This window comes from Streptomyces sp. GS7, from assembly GCF_009834125.1.
Taxonomy (GTDB): Bacteria; Actinomycetota; Actinomycetes; order Streptomycetales; family Streptomycetaceae; genus Streptomyces.
Genome location: NZ_CP047146.1, coordinates 101,235 through 121,673 on the forward strand (window position 1 = coordinate 101,235; position 20,439 = coordinate 121,673).

General features: G+C 70.2%; 14 protein-coding genes. 8 read left to right on the top strand and 6 right to left on the bottom strand.

All coding sequences use genetic code 11. From position 1 onward, the window contains the following. Positions 1–255 precede the first annotated feature (255 nt). Positions 256–2,082, bottom strand: a complete 1,827-nt coding sequence (locus GR130_RS00455) for an acyl-CoA dehydrogenase (protein WP_159502879.1) — start codon at positions 2,080–2,082, stop codon at positions 256–258. A gap of 191 nt (positions 2,083–2,273) precedes the next feature. On the opposite strand from GR130_RS00455, the gene GR130_RS00460 reads away from it, so the two are divergent. From GR130_RS00460 to GR130_RS00470, 3 genes are all read left to right on the top strand, one after another. After that, positions 2,274–2,750: an SseB family protein gene (locus GR130_RS00460; protein WP_043265151.1), complete on the top strand. Its 477-nt coding sequence runs from the start codon at positions 2,274–2,276 to the stop codon at positions 2,748–2,750. A 143-nt stretch (positions 2,751–2,893) separates the two neighbouring features. Then, a complete protein-coding gene (locus GR130_RS00465; RefSeq protein WP_159502880.1) occupies positions 2,894–3,847 on the top strand; it encodes a pirin family protein in 954 nt (317 codons plus the stop codon). Between the two features lie 160 nt (positions 3,848–4,007). Next, the gene (locus tag GR130_RS00470; protein WP_159502881.1) at positions 4,008–5,171 is read left to right on the top strand and encodes an AI-2E family transporter; all 1,164 of its coding nucleotides are present in this window, start codon (positions 4,008–4,010) and stop codon (positions 5,169–5,171) included. Here the strand turns inward: GR130_RS00470 and GR130_RS00475 are convergent. Continuing rightward, positions 5,087–7,273, bottom strand: a complete 2,187-nt coding sequence (locus GR130_RS00475; protein WP_159502882.1) for an ATP-binding SpoIIE family protein phosphatase — start codon at positions 7,271–7,273, stop codon at positions 5,087–5,089. The two genes, GR130_RS00470 and GR130_RS00475, sit on opposite strands and share 85 nt — an antisense overlap. 270 nt (positions 7,274–7,543) lie before the next feature. On the opposite strand from GR130_RS00475, the gene aspS reads away from it, so the two are divergent. Beyond that, on the top strand, positions 7,544–9,331 hold the full coding sequence (gene aspS / locus GR130_RS00480) for an aspartate--tRNA ligase (RefSeq protein ID WP_159502883.1): 1,788 nt from the start codon (positions 7,544–7,546) through the stop codon (positions 9,329–9,331). Between the two features lie 128 nt (positions 9,332–9,459). Here the strand turns inward: aspS and metG are convergent, their stop codons facing one another. The 3 genes from metG to GR130_RS00495 all read right to left on the bottom strand — a co-directional run bounded on the left by metG (position 9,460) and on the right by GR130_RS00495 (position 14,722). Then, the gene (metG, locus tag GR130_RS00485; RefSeq protein WP_159502884.1) at positions 9,460–11,175 is read right to left on the bottom strand and encodes a methionine--tRNA ligase; all 1,716 of its coding nucleotides are present in this window, start codon (positions 11,173–11,175) and stop codon (positions 9,460–9,462) included. 288 nt (positions 11,176–11,463) lie between these two features. Then, entirely contained in the window at positions 11,464–13,059 is a 1,596-nt protein-coding gene (locus GR130_RS00490) for a DHA2 family efflux MFS transporter permease subunit (RefSeq protein ID WP_201304767.1), read from the bottom strand. Between the two features lie 184 nt (positions 13,060–13,243). Continuing rightward, on the bottom strand, positions 13,244–14,722 hold the full coding sequence (locus tag GR130_RS00495; RefSeq protein WP_159502885.1) for a VWA domain-containing protein: 1,479 nt from the start codon (positions 14,720–14,722) through the stop codon (positions 13,244–13,246). Between the two features lie 741 nt (positions 14,723–15,463). Here GR130_RS00495 and GR130_RS00500 point away from each other — a divergent pair. Next, on the top strand, positions 15,464–16,747 hold the full coding sequence (locus GR130_RS00500) for an alpha/beta hydrolase (protein ID WP_159502886.1): 1,284 nt from the start codon (positions 15,464–15,466) through the stop codon (positions 16,745–16,747). A gap of 120 nt (positions 16,748–16,867) precedes the next feature. Here GR130_RS00500 and GR130_RS00505 read toward each other — a convergent pair whose 3' ends face one another. Then, the gene (locus GR130_RS00505) at positions 16,868–17,686 is read right to left on the bottom strand and encodes a polysaccharide deacetylase family protein (RefSeq protein ID WP_159502887.1); all 819 of its coding nucleotides are present in this window, start codon (positions 17,684–17,686) and stop codon (positions 16,868–16,870) included. Between the two features lie 282 nt (positions 17,687–17,968). Between GR130_RS00505 and GR130_RS00510 the strand changes: the two genes are divergently transcribed. From GR130_RS00510 to GR130_RS00520, 3 genes are read left to right on the top strand one after another with little or no spacing between them, the layout of a single operon-like run. Beyond that, entirely contained in the window at positions 17,969–18,700 is a 732-nt protein-coding gene (locus GR130_RS00510) for an ABC transporter permease (protein WP_159502888.1), read from the top strand. Then, entirely contained in the window at positions 18,697–19,371 is a 675-nt protein-coding gene (locus GR130_RS00515) for an ABC transporter permease (protein WP_159502889.1), read from the top strand. Before GR130_RS00510 ends, GR130_RS00515 begins: the two co-directional genes overlap by 4 nt. Further along, positions 19,368–20,360: an ABC transporter substrate-binding protein gene (locus GR130_RS00520; RefSeq protein ID WP_159502890.1), complete on the top strand. Its 993-nt coding sequence runs from the start codon at positions 19,368–19,370 to the stop codon at positions 20,358–20,360. Before GR130_RS00515 ends, GR130_RS00520 begins: the two co-directional genes overlap by 4 nt. The last annotated feature ends 79 nt before the right edge of the window (positions 20,361–20,439 follow it).

Here is a 20,439-nt window from a genome sequence, read left to right on the forward strand (position 1 = left end):
CGACTCCGTTGCCTTCCGGCCACGATTTCCGCATTCCAGGCCGCTGACCCCACTGGAACGAATGATTCCGCTTCTGGTCGGGCGCACGGGCCCCAGCCGGCTCGTCCGCCTCATCGGGCCGAAACGACGGTGCCCGCCTCCTCGGGGGAAGGGAGGCGGGCACCACTCAGTCTGGCCGCCGATTCTGAGAGCTCTCTAAGAACGGCGTGACGGTCCGGGAACAGGCCCCGGACCGCCGGGACTTGACCGCGTCGCTCAGAACGCGGCCTCGTCGAGCTCCATCAGCGACTGGTCGACGGACTCGGCCAGCCCGCGCTGCACCGCGACGCCCGGCAGGACGGTGTGCGCGAAGAACTTCGCGGCGGCGATCTTGCCCTCGTAGAACGGCTTGTCCTTCGAGGACGCACCGGCCAGCTTCCCGGCCGCCACCGCGGCGCCCTTGAGGAGCAGGTAGCCGATGACGACGTCACCGGAGGCCATCAGGAGGCGGGTGGTGTTCAGACCGACCTTGTAGATGGACTTGACGTCCTTCTCCGTGGCGGCGAGGTCCGTCAGCATGGCGCCGACGATCGCCTCCAGGTCGGCGGCGGCCTTGGCCAGCTCGCCGCGGGCCTGCTCCAGCTCCGCGCCGCCCTCGGCGTCGGCCAGGAACTTCTTGATCGTCTCCGAGAGCTGGGTCAGCGCCGCGCCCTGGTTGCGGACGATCTTCCGGAAGAAGAAGTCCTGCCCCTGGATGGCGGTGGTGCCCTCGTAGAGGGTGTCGATCTTGGAGTCCCGGATGTACTGCTCGATCGGGTACTCCTGGAGGTAGCCGGAGCCGCCGAAGGTCTGGAGCGACTGCGCCAGCTGCTCGTAGGACTTCTCCGAGCCGTAGCCCTTGACGATCGGCAGCAGCAGGTCGTTCAGCGCGTTCTCGGCGGAGGCGTCCTCGCCCGCGGCCTCCTTGATGAGGATCTCGTCCTGGACCGTGGCGGTGTACAGCACCAGCGCGCGCATGCCCTCGGCGTACGCCTTCTGCGTCATCAGCGAGCGGCGCACGTCGGGGTGGTGGGTGATGGTGACGCGCGGCGCGGCCTTGTCGGTGAACGCGGCCAGATCCGGGCCCTGCACGCGCTCCTTGGCGTACTCCAGGGCGTTCAGGTAGCCGGTCGAGAGGGTGGCTATGGCCTTCGTGCCGACCATCATCCGGGCGAACTCGATGATCCGGAACATCTGGCGGATGCCGTCGTGCTTCTCGCCGATCAGCCAGCCCTTGGCGGGGTGGCGGTCGCCGAAGGTCATCTCGCAGGTGTTGGACGCCTTGAGGCCCATCTTGTGCTCGACGTTGGTGGCGTAGACGCCGTTGCGCTCGCCCAGCTCGCCGGTCTCGAAGTCGAACTCGTACTTCGGCACGAGGAAGAGCGACAGGCCCTTGGTGCCGGGGCCGTGGCCCTCCGGCCGGGCGAGGACGTAGTGGAGGATGTTGTCCGCCATGTCGTGCTCACCGGACGTGATGAAGCGCTTCACGCCCTCGATGTGCCACGAGCCGTCCTCCTGCTTGACGGCCTTGGTGCGGCCGGCGCCGACGTCCGAGCCGGCGTCCGGCTCGGTCAGCACCATCGTGGAGCCCCAGCCCTTCTCCGTGGCGAGCTTCGCGATGTGCTTCTGCTGCTCGGTGCCCTCCTCGAAGAGCACACCGGCGAAGGCCGGGCCGGAGGCGTACATCCACACCGCCGGGTTCGAGCCCAGGATGGACTCGGCGAAGGCCCACAGCAGCGAGCGCGGCGTGGTGGTGCCGCCGATCTCCTCCGGGACGCCCAGGCGCCACCACTCGGCGTCCATGTACGCCTGGTAGCTCTTCTTGAAGGTGTCCGGGACCGGCGCGGTGTTGGTGTCCGGGTCGAAGACCGGGGGATTCCGGTCGGCGTCCGCGTACGAGTCGGCCAGCTCGTTCTCCGACAGCCGGGCGATCTCGGACAGCACGCTCTTGGCGGTGTCGACGTCCATCTCCGCGAACGGTCCGGTGCCGTACACGCTGTCACGGCCGAGCACCTCGAAGAGGTTGAACTCGATGTCGCGGAGATTCGACTTGTAGTGCCCCATGGGTACGGCTCCGTAAGGGTTCGGGAGGGCCTCTTTGCGAGGAAGGACCTCGATGCGAGGAAGGGACCTCGATACGCAATACCAGCAAGTAGCTCCGATGATGCTACCCACCGGTAATAAGAAGCAACCCCTCTCGGCCGATCTGTGACGAGCGTCCCCCGCGCATTCCTCGAATCAGTACGCTGTGGCGCATGTACGGCTACGACCAGAACGCGGGTGCCGGGCAGCAGCAGTATGGAGCTCCGCCGCCCCCGCCGCAGCAACCGGCCCCCGGGGGCTACGGCGAGCAGCCGCTCTATCCCGAGCCGTCCCCGCCCTCCCTCGCCGACGCGGTGCGCGCCTTCACCACCGGCTCGATGTCGGCCGAGGACTTCCAGGGCATCTTCTCGACGTCCAAGGTCTACTGCCCGCGCGGCGACAACCCCGGGTTCCTGGCGCTGCACAACACCCAGCAGCCGGTGATCCCGATGTTCACCTCGCTCAAAGAGCTGCGGCGGTACGCCGGCAAGGAGTCCAAGTACTTCGTGATCACCGGTGCCGAGGTGCTCGATCTGCTGCCGACCGGCTACGGCTTCGTCCTCGACATGGAGGGCGACCACCGGATGGTCTTCGACGCCAAGGCCGTGGAGCAGATGGTCGACTTCGCCATGCGGCGCATGTACGGCTGACCCCGACCCTTTGTACGTCAGCTTGCTTCGCCCTGTCTGACCTGCGGAAACAGTGACGCGACGCAGCCGGGAATGCCGCACGCCTTGCGAGTTGTTCAGGATTCAACTAACTTATTGAATCGCGAACGACCGAGGAGGCCGTCATGCCCGCTGTGACCGTAGAGAACCCGCTGACCCTGCCGCGGGTGGCCGCGCCCGCCGGCGCGCACACCCGGCCCGTGCTGACCGTCGCCACCGCTCCGAGCGGATTCGAGGGCGAGGGCTTCCCCGTGCGCCGGGCGTTCGCGGGCATCGCCTACAAGCACCTCGATCCCTTCATCATGATGGATCAGATGGGCGAGGTGGAGTACGCGCCCGGAGAGCCCAAGGGCACCCCCTGGCATCCGCACCGCGGCTTCGAGACCGTCACGTATCTGATCGACGGCACGTTCGTGCACCGCGACTCGCACGGTGGCGGCGGTGTCATCAACGACGGCGACACCCAGTGGATGACGGCGGGCTCCGGCCTGCTGCACATCGAGGCACCGCCGGAGTCGCTGGTGATGTCCGGCGGCCTCTTCCACGGCCTCCAGCTGTGGGTGAACCTGCCGAAGAGCGACAAGATGATGGCGCCCCGCTACCAGGACATCGGCGGCGGCCAGGTGAAGCTGCTGACCTCCGCCGACGGCGGGGCGCTGCTGCGGCTGATCGCCGGTGACCTCGACGGACACCGGGGGCCGGGCGTGACCCACACACCGATCACGATGATGCATGTGACGATGAACCCGGGCGCCGAGGTGACCCTCCCCTGGCGCACGGACTTCAACGCCCTCGCCTACTCCCTGGCCGGCCGCGGTACGGCCGGTGCGGAGGGCCGCCCGTTCCGCATGGGCCAGGCGGTCGTCTTCGGTGCGGGTGACGCGATCACGATCCGGGCGGACGAGAACCAGGAGTCGCGCAGCCCTAACTTCGAGGTCGTGCTGCTGGGCGGGCTGCCGATCCGCGAGCCGATGATGCACTACGGCCCGTTCGTGATGAACACCCACGCCGAACTGGCCCAGGCATTCGAGGACTTCCAGGCCGGACGGCTCGGAAGGATACCCGCCGACGCGCGCTGAGCTGCCCGCCACGGCGGGGAGTCGGGGGCGGCGTTTCCCGTGAAATGCCGCCCCCGCACACGTGTTTCACGTGAAACGCCGCTCCGCGCGCCCTGCCGGACACCGCAGCCGTCGCACCCCATGCCCGTCGACTGCCGCATCGGCGTGGTGGACTGTCGGCGTGCGAAACGACTCGGATCAAGACCGGAGCGGCGCCGAGCCCGGCCGGCCGCCGCACGACAGGCAGCCGCTGCTGCCCATCGAGGCCCGCCGCGCCGCGGCCTGGTGCGCGACGGTGCTCCTGGTCGCGGCCGTGCTGGGCGTCGGGGTGTGGCTGTGCGTCGAGCTGAGCGCGGCGGTCACGCCCGTCCTGCTGGCGCTGCTCGGCAGCGCGCTGCTCGGGCCGCTCTACCGGCAGCTGGTGGCGATGAAGCTCAACCGTTCGCTGGCGGCCGGGCTGACCTGCGCCGTGCTGGTGGTCGTGGTCGGCGGTGCCGGCTACATCGTGGTCAGCGCGCTGGTCGACACCGGTGATCAGATCCTCGCGTCGCTCAAGGACGCCGCGTCGGACCTGTCCCGGCACTTCGGCACGGCCGGCAACTCGCTCAGCGACCTCGCCACCAACGCCAAGAGCCTGGTGACCAAGTTCGGCGGCACCGCGGCCTCCGGGCTGCTGGCCGGTGTCAGCATCGTCGGCCAGTTCATCGCCGCGGCGGTGCTGGCCCTGCTGCTGACGTTCTTCTTCCTGCGGGACTCGGACAAGGCCGTCCGCGCGCTGCACGACTGGGCGCCGGGCGACTCGGCGCCGCAGCTGGAGCGGATGGCCCGGCGCGGCTTCCAGTCCATCGAGGGCTTTATGCGCGGCACCACCTTCATCGCGCTGATCGACGCCATCTGCATCACCGTCGGACTGCTGATCCTGCAGGTGCCGGGCGCCCTCGGCCTGGGCGCACTGGTCTTCGTCGGCGCCTATATCCCCTACCTCGGCGCGTTCATCTCCGGTGCGGTGGCGATCCTGGTGGCGTTCGCGGACCGCGGCATCGTGATCGCGCTCTGGGCGCTCGGCGTGGTCCTCGCCGTGCAGGTGCTGGAGGGCCATGTGCTCCAGCCGATGATCCAGAGCCGTACCGTGCAGATGCACCCGGCGGTGGTCATGCTGGCGATCACGGCGGGGGCGAGCGTCGCCGGCATCCTCGGCATGCTGCTGTCCGTACCGCTGACCGCAGCCGCCTCCGGTGTCCTGCACGAACTGCGCAAGGGCTACGCGGCGGACTCCGGCGCCGGCTCCTCGGGATCCGGTGACACCGGGCCGGACGGCTCCACCGCCGATCCGGCGTCCTCGTAGAGCTCGAACCACGTCGATTTGCCGTCCCCGCGCGGATCCACTCCCCACGCGCCGGCCAGCAGCTCCATCAGCACCAGACCGCGCCCCGAGGACGCCAGTTCGCCGGGCCTGCGGCGGTGCGGCAGCTCGTCGCTGCCGTCGGCGACATCGACCCGGATGCGCCGGCGGCCCCGCTCACCGGAGATCTCGGCGACCAGCAGCGCGTCCCCGTCGGTGTGCTTCAGCACGTTGGTGACCACCTCGGAGACCATCAGCACCGCCGCGTCGACCTGGTCCGGGTCGGCCCAGTCGTGCAGCACCGCGCGGATCTGCCGGCGTGCCTCCGCTATCCGCTCCGGCTCGGCCTGGGCGACGGAGAACACGGTGCGCCGTACGGGCTGCCGCGTCGGCCGCCCGCCGGTGCCCACCCCGCAGCTGCCGCCGTCGCGGGAGAGCAGCAGGACGGCGATGTCGTCCTCGCGGCGGTCCACCAGCGGCCCGGTGGTGTGGTGCGAGGAGGGGCCGTGCACGGCCTGGACCAGGGTGTCGGCCAGCCGCTCCAGGCTCTCGCCGCTGGTCTCGTCCGCCCCGGCCTCATGCCCTTCGAAGATGCCGCGCAGCCGGGCCCAGCCGGTCTCCAGGTCGTGGCCGCCGGTCTCGATCAGCCCGTCGGTGCACACCAGCATGGTCTCGCCGGGCTCCAGGACGAGCCGGGTGGTGGGGTAGTCGGTGTCCGGGTCGATGCCCAGCGGCAGCCCGCCCGCGGTGGGCCGGACCAGCATCGGGCCGTCGGCCATCCGGATCGCCGGGTCGGGGTGGCCGGCCCGCGCGATGTCCAGCAGCCCGGTGGCCGGGTCCACCTCGACGTACAGACAGGTCGCGAAGCGCTGGTCCTCTCCGAGGCCGCGGAACTCGGTCTCGTTGATCCCGGCGAGAAAGCGCGAGGCGCGGGAGAGCACCGCGTCGGGGTGGTGGCCCTCGGAGGCATAGGCGCGCAGCGCGATGCGCAGCTGCCCCATCAGGCCCGCGGCCCGTACGTCGTGGCCCTGGACGTCCCCGATGACCAGCGCGATCCGGCCGGACGGCAGCGGGATCATGTCGTACCAGTCGCCGCCGACCTCCAGCCCGCCGCCGGTCGGCACGTAGCGGGCCGCGACCGTCATCCCCGGGATGTCGGGCTGCACCGTCGGCATCATGCTGCGCTGCAGCCCCACCGCCAGTTCGTGCTGCGACTCCTGCACACCGGCCCTGGCCAGCGCCTGGGCCAGCATCCGGGCGACGGTGGTCAGCACCGAGCGCTCGTCGGGCGTGAAGGCGACCGGCTGCGCGAAGCCGGCCATCCAGGCGCCGATCGTGCGGCCCGCGTTGACCAGCGGCAGGAACGCCCACGAGGTCCGCTGGAAGCGGGCGGCCAGCGGCCAGGTGGCGGGGTAACGGCGCCGGTACTCCTCGGGGGTGGGGAGGTAGATGGCCCGGCCGGTCCGGATGACCTCGGCCGCCGGATACTCGGTCTCCAGCGTCATGCCGGAGAACGGCCGCTCATCGCCGGGACGGTGGCCGTGGTGGCCGATGACCGAGAGCCGGTCGCCCTCGATGCCGAAGACCGCCAGGCCGTCCGGCATGAACCCCGGCATGGACAGCCCGGCCGCGACCCTCAGGACCTCGGCGGTCGACCGCGCCTCGGCCAGCGCCCGGCCCGCGTCCAGGAGGAACGCCTCGCGCGAGCGTCGCCAGTCGCCGGTGATCGGGGTGTGCGCCGCGGACGTGCCGGGCTGCGGTTCGGGGACTTCCTGGAGCGTGCCGACCAGATCGAAGTCACCGTTGACGAGCCGGGGCCGGGAGCGGGTGCGCACGATGCGGAGCACCCGCCCGCGTTCGTCGACGATGCGCAGCCGGGCCTCGGCGAGGGTCCCTTCGGAGACGGCGAGCTGGACGACGCCGTTGATCTCGGCGAAGTCCACGGGATGAAAACGGGAGCGCACCGCGGCCTCGGTCAGCTCCGCCGGCTCGGCGGGAAGCCCGAGGAGCCGGGCCGCTTCGGCGTCGAGGGTCACCCGGCCCGATGCGTTGTCCCAGCGCCACAGGCCGGTCTCGATGGCGGCCAGGAGATCCTCGGTGCGCATTGCATCACTTTATGTGGGTTTGACGAAGCCCGGCCAACGAGCCGGACGTGACCATCCTCGCAGCGGGGGCGCCCGGTCTCCTGTCGAGGAGGGCCTGATGGGGATATGTCAACCAGGTCATGGGGGCCGGGCGGTAACCTGGAGCGGTTATGCCATTCCTGGGGTGGTCTTCGGGTGATCCACAAGGCGATCGATCGGGCGTTCGAGTCTCGTGTCGCCCCTTCTCTCCCGACAGCTCCCCACCTCGACTCGCGACGACTTGGATGAGCGATGCATCGGTACCGGTCCCATAACTGCGGCGAGCTCCGAGCCGCGGACGTCGACACCGACGTCCGCCTCAGCGGCTGGCTGCACAATCGACGTGACCTGGGCGGCATCCTCTTCATCGATCTGCGCGACCACTACGGTCTCGTGCAGCTCGTCGCCCGTCCCGGCACCCCCGCCAACGAGGCGCTCGGCTCGCTGACCAAGGAATCCGTCGTCCGGATCGACGGCAAGGTCAGCGCGCGCGGCGCCGACAACGTGAACCCCGACCTGCCGACCGGTGAGGTCGAGATCGAGGTGACCGAGGTCGAGGTGCTCGGTTCCGCCGAGCAGATCCCCTTCACGATCAACGCGGAAGACGGCGTCAACGAGGAGAAGCGGCTCGAATACCGCTTCCTCGACCTGCGCCGCGAGCGCATGCACCGCAACATCATGCTGCGCACCGCCGTGATCTCCGCCATCCGCCACAAGATGGTGGCCCTCGGCTTCAACGAGATGGCGACCCCGATCCTGTCCGCGACCTCCCCCGAGGGCGCCCGCGACTTCCTGGTCCCCTCCCGCCTGCACGCCGGCAAGTTCTACGCGCTCCCGCAGGCCCCGCAGCAGTTCAAGCAGCTGCTGATGATCGCCGGCTTCGACCGCTACTTCCAGATCGCGCCGTGCTTCCGCGACGAGGACGCCCGCGCGGACCGCTCGCCGGGCGAGTTCTACCAGCTCGACATCGAGATGAGCTTCGTCGAGCAGGAGGACGTCTTCCAGCCCGTCGAGAGGCTGATGACCGAGCTGTTCACCGAGTTCGGCAACGGCCGCACGGTCACCTCGCCGTTCCCGCGGATCCCCTTCCGCGAGGCGATGGTCAAGTACGGCTCCGACAAGCCGGACCTGCGCGCCGAGCTGGAGCTGGTGGACGTCTCCGACGTCTTCGAGAACTCCGGCTTCAAGGCGTTCGCCGGCAAGCACGTGCGCGCCCTGGCCGTGCCGGACACCGCGGACCAGCCGCGGAAGTTCTTCGACCAGCTGGGCGACTTCGCCGTCCAGCAGGGCGCCAAGGGCCTGGCCTGGATCCGCGTCGGCGAAGGCAACGCGCTGGCCGGCCCGATCGCCAAGTTCCTCACCGACGAGGACGTCAAGGCGCTGGTCGTCGCCCTGGACCTCAAGCCCGGCCACGCGGTGTTCTTCGGCGCCGGCGAGTTCGACGAGGTCTCCAAGATCATGGGCGCGGTCCGCGTCGAGGCCGCCAAGCGCGCCGGCCACTTCGTCGAGGGCGAGTTCCGGTTCTGCTGGATCGTCGACTTCCCGATGTTCGAGAAGAACGCGGACACCGGCCAGATCGAGTTCTCCCACAACCCGTTCTCCATGCCGCAGGGCGGCCTGGAGGCGCTGGAGACCAAGGACCCGCTGGACATCCTCGCCTGGCAGTACGACATCGTCTGCAACGGCACCGAGCTGTCCTCCGGCGCCATCCGCAACCACGAGCCGGACGTCATGTACAAGGCGTTCGCCCTCGCCGGTTACGACAAGGAGACCGTCGAGGCCGAGTTCGGCGGCATGCTCCGCGCCTTCAAGTTCGGCGCCCCGCCGCACGGCGGCATCGCCCCCGGCGTCGACCGCATCGTGATGCTGCTGGCCGACGAGCCCAACATCCGCGAGACCATCGCCTTCCCGCTCAACGGCAACGCCCAGGACCTCCTCATGGGCGCCCCGAGCGAGGTCGACGAGGCGCGCCTCAAGGAGCTGCACCTGAGCATCCGCACGGGCCCCGCGAAGCCGACGCCGTACAAGCCGACGAAGTGACGCCGAGAGCCTGAGAGGGGGCCCGGGAACCGCTCGGTTCCGGGCCCCTTCGCCTACCGGCCGCACATACGGCGAAGCCCCCGGACCGAACCCGGTCCGGGGGCTTCGCCGTATGTGCGGGGTGCGGTCTACTGCTCCTCGCCGCCGAACCGCTCCCGGTACGCCTCCAGATCATCCTCGGTGATCTTCGCGAACAGCACCGGCGGCACCGTGAACGGCGTCCCGGCGGGGACGGCCGCCAGCGCCTTCGCCTCGTCCTGCGAGACCCATCGGGCGGTGTCGTTCTCCAGCGCGAACGCGCTCCGCATGGCCTGGGCCGACGTCGGGATGAACGGCTCGGAGACCACCGCGTAGAGGTGGATCAGGTTCATCGCGGTCCGCAGCGTCAGCGCCGCCGCGTCCTTGTCGGTCTTGATCTCCAGCCACGGGGCCTTCTCCTCCAGGTAGGAGTTGCCCGCGCTCCACAGCGCACGCAGCGAGGCCGACGCCTTGCGGAACTGGAGCGCCTCCATGTGGCCCTCGTACTCCGCCAGCAGCCCGGCGATCTCCTCGCCCAGCTTCTGCTCGGCGGCCCCGGCCTCGGCGCCGGCCGGCACCTCGTCGCCGAACCGCTTACGGGAGAACGACAGCACGCGGTTGACGAAGTTGCCGAGCGTGTCCGCCAGGTCCTTGTTGACCGAGGACGAGAACAGCTCCCAGGTGAAGGAAGTGTCGTCCGACTCCGGCGCGTTGGCCATCAGGAAGTAGCGCCAGTAGTCGGCCGGCAGCAGCTCCAGCGCCGCGTCCGTGAAGATGCCCCGCTTCTGCGACGTCGAGAACTTCCCGCCGTAGTAGTTGAGCCAGTTGAACGCCTTCAGGAAGTCGACCCTCTTCCACGGCTCGCGGGTCCCCAGCTGCGTCGCCGGGAACATCACGCTGTGGAACGGCACGTTGTCCTTGGCCATGAACTCCGTGTACCGGACGTCGTCGGCCTCGTACCACCACGACTTCCAGTCGCGCTCCTCCGGCGCCTGGTCCGCCCACTCCTTCGTCGAGCCGATGTACTCGATCGGCGCGTCGAACCAGACGTAGAAGACCTTGCCCTCCGCGGCCAGCTCCGGCCACACATCGGCCGGCACCGGGACGCCCCAGTCGAGGTCGCGGGTGATCGCCCGGTCCTGGAGGCCCTCGGTCAGCCACTTGTGCGCGATGGAGGAGGCGAGGGTCGGCCACTCCTTGCTGCCGTTGCCAGCCAGCCAGCCCTCGACCTCGTGCTGCAGCTCCGACTGGAGCAGGAAGAGGTGCTTGGTCTCGCGCACCTCCAGATCACCGCTGCCGCTGATCGCCGACCGCGCGTCGATCAGATCGGTCGGGTCGAGGACCCGGGTGCAGTTCTCGCACTGGTCGCCGCGGGCCTTGTCGTAGCCGCAGTGCGGGCACGTGCCGACGATGTAGCGGTCCGGCAGGAAGCGGCCGTCGGCGTTCGAGTAGACCTGGCGGATCGCCCGCTCCTCGATGAAGCCGTTCTCGTGCAGCTTGCGCGCGAAGTGCTGGGTCAGCTCCACGTTCTCCGGCGACGAGCTGCGCCCGAAGTAGTCGAACTCCAACCCGAAGCCGTCGTAGATCGCCTTCTGCTTGTCGTGCTGCTCCGCGCAGAACGCGTCGACCGACTGCCCCGCGTCCTTCGCCGCCAGCTCGGCGGGCGTCCCGTGCTCGTCCGTCGCGCAGATGTAGAGCACGTCGTGTCCGCGCTGCCGCATGTACCGGGCATAGACGTCGGCCGGGAGCATGGACCCCACCATGTTGCCCAGGTGCTTGATCCCGTTGATGTACGGAAGGGCGCTGGTGATGAGGTGTCGAGCCATTGCCGGCTGCTCCCAAGTCGCTACGGTGAGTGAGGATTTGCTTTACGGAACGTCAATATCGTACTGGACGGGGTGGGGGCGGTCGCGCGGGGATTTTCGGGGGCGGACGGGGCTCCGGGGCCGGGAAGGGACGGGGATTCCGGACCGGTGCGTTTCACGTGAAACGCCCCCCCCGCATCCCCCATCATCACGCGCGCCGCAAGTAACCGGTACGGCGTGTTTCCTGTGAAACGGACCGGTGCCGCGGCCTGCGGCCCGCCGCTCGCCACGCCGCTCCGGCGGCGGCGCTCACACTCCCGCCTCTGCCGACTCCGCGCCGTCCGTCGCCGGCACCGGCCCGCGCTGCGGTGCCGCCCCGTTGACCACCACGCCGGCGACGACGGCGGCCAGCAGCATGATCCCCGAACCCACCCCGATCGCCGTGGTGAACCCGTGCACCACCCCGTCCTTCACGATCCCCACCCGGACCGCCGGATCCAGACCGGGCCGGCCCGTGCCCCGGGCCGCGCGCGTCAGATGACCTGCGATATACGTCGCGCTCGTCGACGCCGCGATGGTGTTCAGCAGCGCCGTACCGATCGAACCCCCCACCTGCTGCGCGGTGTTGACCGTCGCCGACGTGACTCCGGCGTCCTGCGGGGCCACCCCGGCCGTCGCCGTCGCCATCACCGGCATGAAGATCAGGCCCATGCCCAGGCCGACCAGGAGCTCGGCGGGGAGGACATGCGCGGCGTACGCGGGTGCCGCGGTCAGGAACCTCAGAGTGAACAGCCCCGCCGCCGCGAGCAGCGCACCCGGGACCATCAGCAGCCGCGGCGCGAGCCGGTGCAGCAGCCGCGCCGAGATCTGCGTCGATCCGACGACGATCGCGGCCGTCATCGGCAGAAACGCCAGCCCGGCCTTGATCGGCGAATACCCGAGAACGCCCTGCAGGTAGTAGGTCAGGAAGAGAAACATCCCGAACATCGCGATCACGGCCAGCGCCATCGTCAGAAACGCACCGCCGCGATTCCGGTTCCGGACGACCTGCAGGGGCAGCAGGGGGTACTGCGCCCGGGTCTGCCACCAGGCGAAGGCGGCCAGCAGCGTCACACCCCACACCAGCATGCCGACGACCAGCCCGTCCTCCCAGCCCCGGGGTGCCGCCTCGCTGCACCCGTAGACGATCGCGACCAGACCACCGCACCCCAGCGCCACGCCCGGCACGTCCAGGTGCACCCGCCCGCGGCCGCCCCGGTCGCGCAGGAGGACGGCCGCACCGGTGCAGGCGGCCACCGCGACCGGAACGTTCACGTACAGGCACCACCGCCAGTTCAGGTACTCGGTCAGCAGCCCGCCGGCGAGCAGCCCGATCGCCGCACCCCCACCGGCAATCGCCCCGTACACACCGAACGCCTTGCTCCGCTCCCGCCCCCGCGTGAAGGTCGTCGTCAGCAGCGACAGCGCGGATGGCGCCAGCAGCGCCCCGAACGACCCCTGCAGGGCCCGGGCCCCGAACAGCATCCCCGGCCCCGTGGCCGCACCACCGATCCCCGACGCGACCGCGAACCCCACCAGCCCGACCATGAACGTCCGCTTCCGCCCCACCAGATCGGCGATCCGCCCGCCCAGCAGCAGCAACCCGCCGAACGCGAGGGTGTACGCGGTGATCACCCACTGCCGGTTCGCGTCGGAGATCCCCAGCGCCTGCTGCGCCGACGGCAGCGCGATGTTCACGATGGTCGCGTCCAGCACCACCATCAACTGCGCCATCGCGATCACGCCGAGCCCCCACCACCGCCGGGGATCGGGCTCGGCGGGCGGGACCCCGGCAGGGGGACCGGCCCCGGTGCCCGGACAGGCCCCGGCGCCGCCTTCTTCACCTTCGCCGCTCGGGTTACTCATCACGACCCGCCTCGCAACCGGTTCCAACGGAGCGCCTCCATTCAGCGTAGGTAAGGGGGTGCGGACTCGCCCGTTGTGCGGGCCGCGGCGCGCTGCGGAGCCGGTGCCGTGCGGGAAAACGGCACCGGCCGCGGGCGGGCCCGGTGGGGCCCGGCCGCGGCCGGGGGGATGTCTGCGTGACGGGTCAGTTGTCCTTGAGGACGCCGGCGCTCCGGGCCTCGGTGAGCCACTCGGGGAACTCGACCATCAGCTGTTGGTAGAACTCGTCGTGGGAGAGGCCGCGGGGGTCGCGGCCGGCGTGGAAGAAGCCGGCGTTGTCGACGGCGCGCCGCTCCGGGACGGTCAGGTCGTCGAGCTTCCGGAGGAAGTCGAAGCCCTTGGCGTCCGGGTCGCCGAAGCCGATGAACTGCCAGAAGACGGGCATTCCGGCCGCCTCGCACAGCGCCCGCTCGGCGGCCGGCTTGGAGGTCGGCGCGCCGTCGGTCTGGAAGATGACGAACGCGGGGTCGGTGGAGCCGGACTTCTTGTAGTGCTCGACGACGGACTCGATCGCCCAGTGGTAGTTGGTGCGCCCCATGTGCCCGAGGCCGGAGTGCAGTTCCTCGATGCGGCCCTCGTAGCCGGGGAGGTCCAGCTCGGCGGTGCCGTCGACATCGGTCGAGAAGAAGACGATCGGAACGGTGGCCTTCTCGTCGAAGTGCGCGGAGAGGGCGAGGGCCTGCTCGGCGAGGTGCTGGACCGTGCCGTCCTTGTAGTAGTTGCGCATCGAGCCGGAGCGGTCGAGGACGAGGTAGACGGTGGCGCGCTGGGATGCGAGTTGGTGCTTCTCCAGGGTGGCGGCGGCGGAGTCGTAGAGGGGGAGGAGTGCGGGGGCGGTGGCCGCGAGGGGGTGCGGGGCGCCGGGCGCGGGGGTCTCCGCGGGGGGCGTGGCGGTGGCCTCGGTCTCCGCTGCGGCCGGCTCGGCGACCGGCTCCGCTACGGGGGCGTCCTCGGGGGCTTCCACCGCCGCAGCCGCAGCCTCGGCCGTGGCCCTGGCCTCGTCCTCCGCGGCCTCTTCGGCCTCTTCGGCCTTCGCCGGCTCGTCCGCCGCTCCGGCTTCCTCGGCCTTCGTCTCGGTCGCCTTCGGCTCGTCCTCGGCGGAGCTCTCGGCCTGGTCCTCGGTCTCGGTCCCGGCACCGGTCTCGGCCTCGGGCTGTGCCTTCTCCGTCGGCGCGACCGGGGCCGGGTTGTCGAAAGCCCGGCTGACGAGGTCGGAGACGGCCTCGTCCGCGACCGTCTCTCCCGCCGCGTCCTCGGCCTTCTCAGCGGCCCGGTCCTCGGTCTTCTCGGCCGGCTTCACCGCCACCGGCTCGGCGGCAGGCTCGTCCCGTACGACCTGCTCGCACACCGAGGGCTCCGGCGCGCGGTCAACCGGGCTTCCCTGCGCGGGCAGAGTGGCCGTCACCGGCAGCGGTGCCGGTTCGGGGGCCTCGCCCGGTGCCGTACGGGCCGCCGGGACCTCGGCCTCAGGAGTGGGGGTGGCCGGGGGTGGGGTGGACTCCTCGCGGGCCTCCGGGATCGTTGCCGATTCCGGCTTGTCGGCGCTGCCCCGGGCCGCGCCGGATTCGTCGCGGGTCGCCTTGGAGCGACCGAAAGCGTTGCGCAGCAGACTCCGAATGCCCATCGGCGGACCTCTCTTGCGTGTGGTGGGTGCGGCGAATGTCCGTGAAGCGCGGACATGTCCCTGACCAGGACGGATACGTAAGGGTAGCGGCCTGCACCGGCCTCTTCGTGGGAACCCGCGCCTCGCATGGTGGGCCATACGGGGGTGTTGTGCGGGGATGTGGTTTCGGGCAGTGCGTCGTGGGCGGGGAAAGGGAGGTGGTCCGCGGGGCGAAACAGCGGGATCGATCTTTGGGAAAAAGACATGTGATCGTCGATAAAGGACGGTTGTGATCGTTCCTGCGGTGGGTCTTGACTCCTTGTGTGGTGCGGTAGTTGCGTATGAGGCGTTCAATGCGAGGAATGGCGAATGTGTCGGTGATGTCGCAGGGGCGTGTGATCCGTCGCCGCCCGTAACGTCAACTAGCCATGCGGCGGCCGCAGTTCGCGGACTCGTGTGTTGGGCCGCCGGTGGCGGTGGCGGCGACCGGTGCCACCGGCCGACGGGGTTGCCGGTGCACCTGTTTCACGTGAAACAGGTGCGCGGTTCTGCCGTCTCGTACGTACGTGCCGTGCCCGCTCGCACACATCACGCCGGGGAAACGAACGGGCAAGGGGTCGGTAAGAAATAAGTCGCGCAGGTATCCGATTCCCAGATGGGCTCGTCTTCTCCGGTGACCATTGTCCTGAGCCGCCGTTGTGCCTCGGGGGCGGCCGATAAGAAGGCAAGAACCCTTTCGAGGGTGACGGGAGATGTGGGCGCATGGGGCTGACCAGTCAGTCGCTCGAAATCACGGTGGTTGTGCTGGCGGTGGCGTGTGTGGCCGCCACGGTGTGGCTCTGGCCGAGGTTGTCGCGCAACGGATGGCGGCAGGTGCTGGGCAGGTTGGGGGCCATCATGGTGACCCAGGTGGCGATCGTGTCCGCGCTCGCCCTGGCCGTGAATGCGAACTTCGAGTTCTACGGCAACTGGGACGAGCTGCTGGGCAACAACGACCAGGCCCCGGCGTCGGTGGGCCAGGGCGACGGGCAGTACGCCACGGTCGGAAACATCAAGGGCGGGCTGGTCCAACCGGCGGGCCCACAGGGCCTCGACCGGGTCACCGGACTGCCTAAGGGCCCCGCCGACAAGGTGGGCAAGGTCGAGTCCGTGCGGATCGTCGGCCGCCGTACACGGGCCATTAACCCGGGCTTTGTGTATTTGCCGCCGCAGTATTTCCAGCAGCAGTTCCACCGGCAGCGGTTCCCCGTCATGGTCGTTATCAGCGGCTATCCGGGCGGAATCATGAATCTCGCCCAGCATCTCCAGATTCCGCAGAATGCGGGCCGGTTGATTGCCGACGGCAAGATGCAGCCGACGGTGATCGTGATGGTCCGGCCGACGATCGCGCCGCCGCGGGACACCGAGTGCGTGGATGTGCCGGGCGGACCCCAGGCGGAGACGTTCTTCACCAAGGACCTGCCGGATGCGATGAAGTCGGCCTACCGGGTCGGCCACGACCCCAGCGCCTGGGGCGCGTTCGGGTACTCGTCCGGTGGTACCTGCTCGCTCCAGCTGGCGATGCGCAACCCGAAGGCGTACACGTCGGCGGTCTCGCTGTCCGGTGACTACGCGATCAAGGACGACCTCACCACCGGCAGCCTCTTCGGCCCCGGCCCGGAGGGCGCCCAGCGCGAGCACGAGCACGACCTGCTGTGGCGGCTGGAGCACCTGCCGGCGCCGCAGATCTCCGCGCTGGTGGCCAGCAGCCGCCAGGGCGAGTCGGATTACGGTGAGACGATGAAGTTCATCCAGGCGGCGAAGCCGCCGATGACGATCGACTCCATCATCCTGCCGCACGGCAGCCACCAGTTCGGGACCTGGCGCCGCGAGGTCGTACCGGCCCTGGAGTGGCAGAGCCAGCAGCTGACCTTCCCGCAGGACACGGAGGCGGCCACGCCGCAGAAGCCGGCGCCGGGGCAGGCGAGGAGCATGCCGTCCAAGGATCAGCCGCCCGCCGATGACAAGGCGCACAAGCGGGTTGAGGCGGAGAGCCCGCAGGGGTGATGCGTACGCCGTAGCGCGCGGCACAGCGCGGAAGGGGGCGCCGGACCGGTCCGGCGCCCCCTTTGCGTGTCCGGCCGTCCCCGGGGCGCGGCCGGACTCCCCGCCCCAACGGGGCCCCGCTCAGGGCCGGTAGACCATCCCCGGCTCCGGCTTCGCCGGGGACAGCAGCTGGGAGACCGTGACGACCGTGTAGCCGCGCTTCTTCAGTTCCTTGAGGATGCCGGGGATGGCCGGCACGGTGCCCTTGTAGATGTCGTGGAGCAGGATGATGCCGTCGCGCTCGGTCTGGTCGAGGACCCGCTTGGTGATCAGGGCCGAGTCGTTGGTCTGGTAGTCCTTGGCGGTCACGCTCCACAGGACCTGTGCCAGCCCGAGGTCCTTGCTGATGTTGGAGACCTCTTCGTTGGTCCGGCCCTGCGGCGGGCGCATCAGCTTGGGCGTCTTGCCGGTGATCTTGCGGACCGCGTCCTGGACGCGGGACAGCTCGCGCTTGGCCTCGTCCGGCTTGATCTCCGTCAGGATCTGGTGCGACCAGGTGTGGTTGGCCAGCTCATGGCCCTCGGCGTCGATCCGCTTGACCTCGGCGGGGCGCTCGGCGATGTGGTTCTTGCCGAGCATGAAGAAGGTCGCGTGGGCCTTGTTCTCCTTGAGGATGTCCAGCAGGCGGTTGGTGTTCTCGCTGGGGCCGGCATCGAAGGTGAGCGCCACGCACTTGGCCTTGCGGCAGTCGACGTCGCTGCCGCCGTCCGCGCCCTGGTCCTTGCCGCCCGTGGTCGTCGCGCCCTGGGCCGTGCTGTCGGACGCCGGGGCGTCGGCCCGTGCGTCGGCCGGCGCGGTGACGTCGTACGAGGCACAGCCGCCGAGGGCCAGGACCAGGGAGGTGGCCGTCAGCAGCCCGGCGAGGGCGGTGCGGCGGGCCGCGGATATCTGCTTCGGCATGCGATGCCTTTCCTGGTCTCTTCTCGGGGTTGGTGTGGGCTCTCTGCGGGGCGTTGTGGGCGCGGCGCGTACTTCCGTGACCTGCGCTTTCGGGTATGGCGGAGCAGGCGCGGACGAGCCGTGGCCCGATGCGCCGACCCTGGCCGTAGGGGCGCCAGCGACTATACATAGATGCTACACGCCATGTGTATAGACGGGGTGGATACGTGGTGCGGGGCCGACGGCAGCCCAATCGGACGCGCCCCGCGCGACACTCAGCCCGGCCCGGGGTGGACTTCTACCGTGACCGCACCGCCGGACGACTGCCTGGCACGGAACGACTGGATCTGCGGCGACTACCTGAGCACCCGCCGGCAGATCCTGCTCGACGCGGTCGGGCAGCACGTCCGGCTGACGGTGGTCTCGGTGGCGCTGGGGCTGGTGATCGCGCTCCCGCTCGCGCTGCTGGCCCGGCGCAGGCGCTGGACGATCGGGCCGGTGCTCGGCATCACCACCGTCATCTACACGATCCCGTCGCTGGCGATGTTCTCGCTGCTGCTGCCGGTCTACGGGCTCTCCGCCACCCTGGTCGTGGTCGGACTCGCCCTCTACTCCCTCACGCTGCTCGTCCGGAACATCCTGGCGGGGCTGGACGGCGTCCCGGCCGAGGCCAAGGAGGCCGCCCGGGGCATGGGATACGGGCCGATGCGGCAGCTGCTGACGGTGGAGCTGCCGCTGGCGGTGCCGGCCGCGATGGCCGGGCTGCGGATCGCGACGGTCTCCGCGGTCGCGCTCACCACGGTCGGGGCGATCGTCGGCTACGGCGGGCTGGGCAACCTCATCTACACGGGCATGAACGCGTTCTTCAAGGCGCAGGTGCTGACCGCGTCCGTGCTCTGCGTGCTGATCGCGGTGGTCTTCGACGTGCTGCTGCTCGGTGCGGAACGCCTGCTCACCCCGTGGCGGCGGGCGGGCCGAAGGTCCCGGAGCGGCCGCGGGAGGCGGCTGCCCGCCGCCTCCGGGCGGCGAGCATGAACACCCTCTCCGAGGTCTGGTCCTGGCTGACCACCGCCACCAACTGGTCCGGCGAGAACGGTATCGGCCACCGGCTGGAGCAGCATCTCGTCCTGACCTTCGCCTGTCTCGCCATCAGCGCCCTGATCGCGCTGCCGATCGCACTGACGCTGGGGCATCTGGGGCGGGGCGGCGCGCTGGCGGTCAACCTCGCCAACGTCGGCCGCGCGGTGCCGACCTTCGCCGTTCTCGTCCTCCTGCTGCTGACGCCCATCGGGCGGTACGGGCAGTGGCCGACGGTCGTCGCGCTGGTGCTGTTCGCCATTCCGCCGCTGCTGACCAACGCCTACGTCGGAATGCGCGAGGTCGACCGGGACATGGTGCGAGCCGCGCGGGGCATGGGGATGACCGGGGCGCAGCTGGTGTGGCACGTCGAGGCGCCGCTCGCCTTTCCGCTCGTCCTGACCGGCGTCCGGATCGCCGCCGTGCAGCTGGTCGCCACCGCCACGCTCGCCGCGCTGGTCGGCGGCGGCGGACTCGGCCGCATCATCACGGCGGGCTTCAACCTGGCCAGCACTCCGCAGGTCGTGGCCGGGGCGGTGGTGGTCGCGGTGTTCGCGCTGCTGATGGAGGCCGTCTTCGAGCTGGTGCAGCGGTTCGCGCCGGTGTGGGTACGGGGGCGGACCCGGTGAGACCGGCCCGTACGCCGGGCCCGGCGCCCGCGGCCCGCAGCGCTGTCCCGGCGGCACTGCTCGCGCTGGTCGCGCTGGCGGGTCTGACGGCGTGCGTCGGCGGGCCCTCCCTGGAGCACCGCGGCGCGATCACCGCCTCGCCTGGCAACAGCCGTGATCTGTCCGTCGGTTCGGCCGGCTTCACCGAGAGCGAGCTGCTGGCCCAGATGTACGCGGCGCTGCTCCACCAGGCCGGCTACCACGCCGGCATCCTCACCGTCGGCAACCGCGAGCTGTACGAGCCCGCGCTGGAGTCCGGCCAGATCGACGTGGTGCCCGAATACGCCGCCACCCTCGCGGACTGGCTCAACGCCAAGGAGCACGGCCCGAAGGCCGCCCCGGTCGCCTCCCCCGACCTCGGCACGACCATGGCCGCACTGCGCCGGCTGGCCACCCCGCGCGGCCTGACCGTGCTCCCGGCGGGCCGGGCCGTCGACCAGAACGCCTTCGCGGTGAGCGCCGGGTACGCCGCCGAGCACCACCTCAGGACCCTCAGCGACCTGGGCCGCGCCAGGCTGCCGGTCCGGCTGGCGGCGGGCGACGAATGCGTCCAACGGCCTTTCTGCGCACCGGGGTTGCGGAAGACGTACGGGATCGACGTCACCGCCGTCGACCCGAAGGGCGTCGGCACCACCCCCGCGAAGCAGGCCGTGCAGAACGGGCAGGACCAGATGGTGCTGACCACCAGCACGGACGCGACCTTGGACCAGTTCGGGCTGGTGGTCCTCGACGATGACAAGAAGCTCCAGAACGCCGACTATGTCGTCCCCGTCGTCAATCGCGCCCGCGCCGGCAGCGCCCGTCCGGCCGCCGCGCTCAACCGCCTCAACACCGTGCTGACCACCGCCGATCTGGCCAACCTGAACGAACAGGTCGACAGCTGGCGGCGGCTGCCGGCGGACGTGGCGCACAACTACCTCGTGTCGAAAGGGCTGTTGAGGCAGCAGTGATTGGGACGGGATGGCGTTTCACGTGAAACATCCGCGATATGCCGGTGTTTCACGTGAAACGGTGCGCCATCCTCCATGT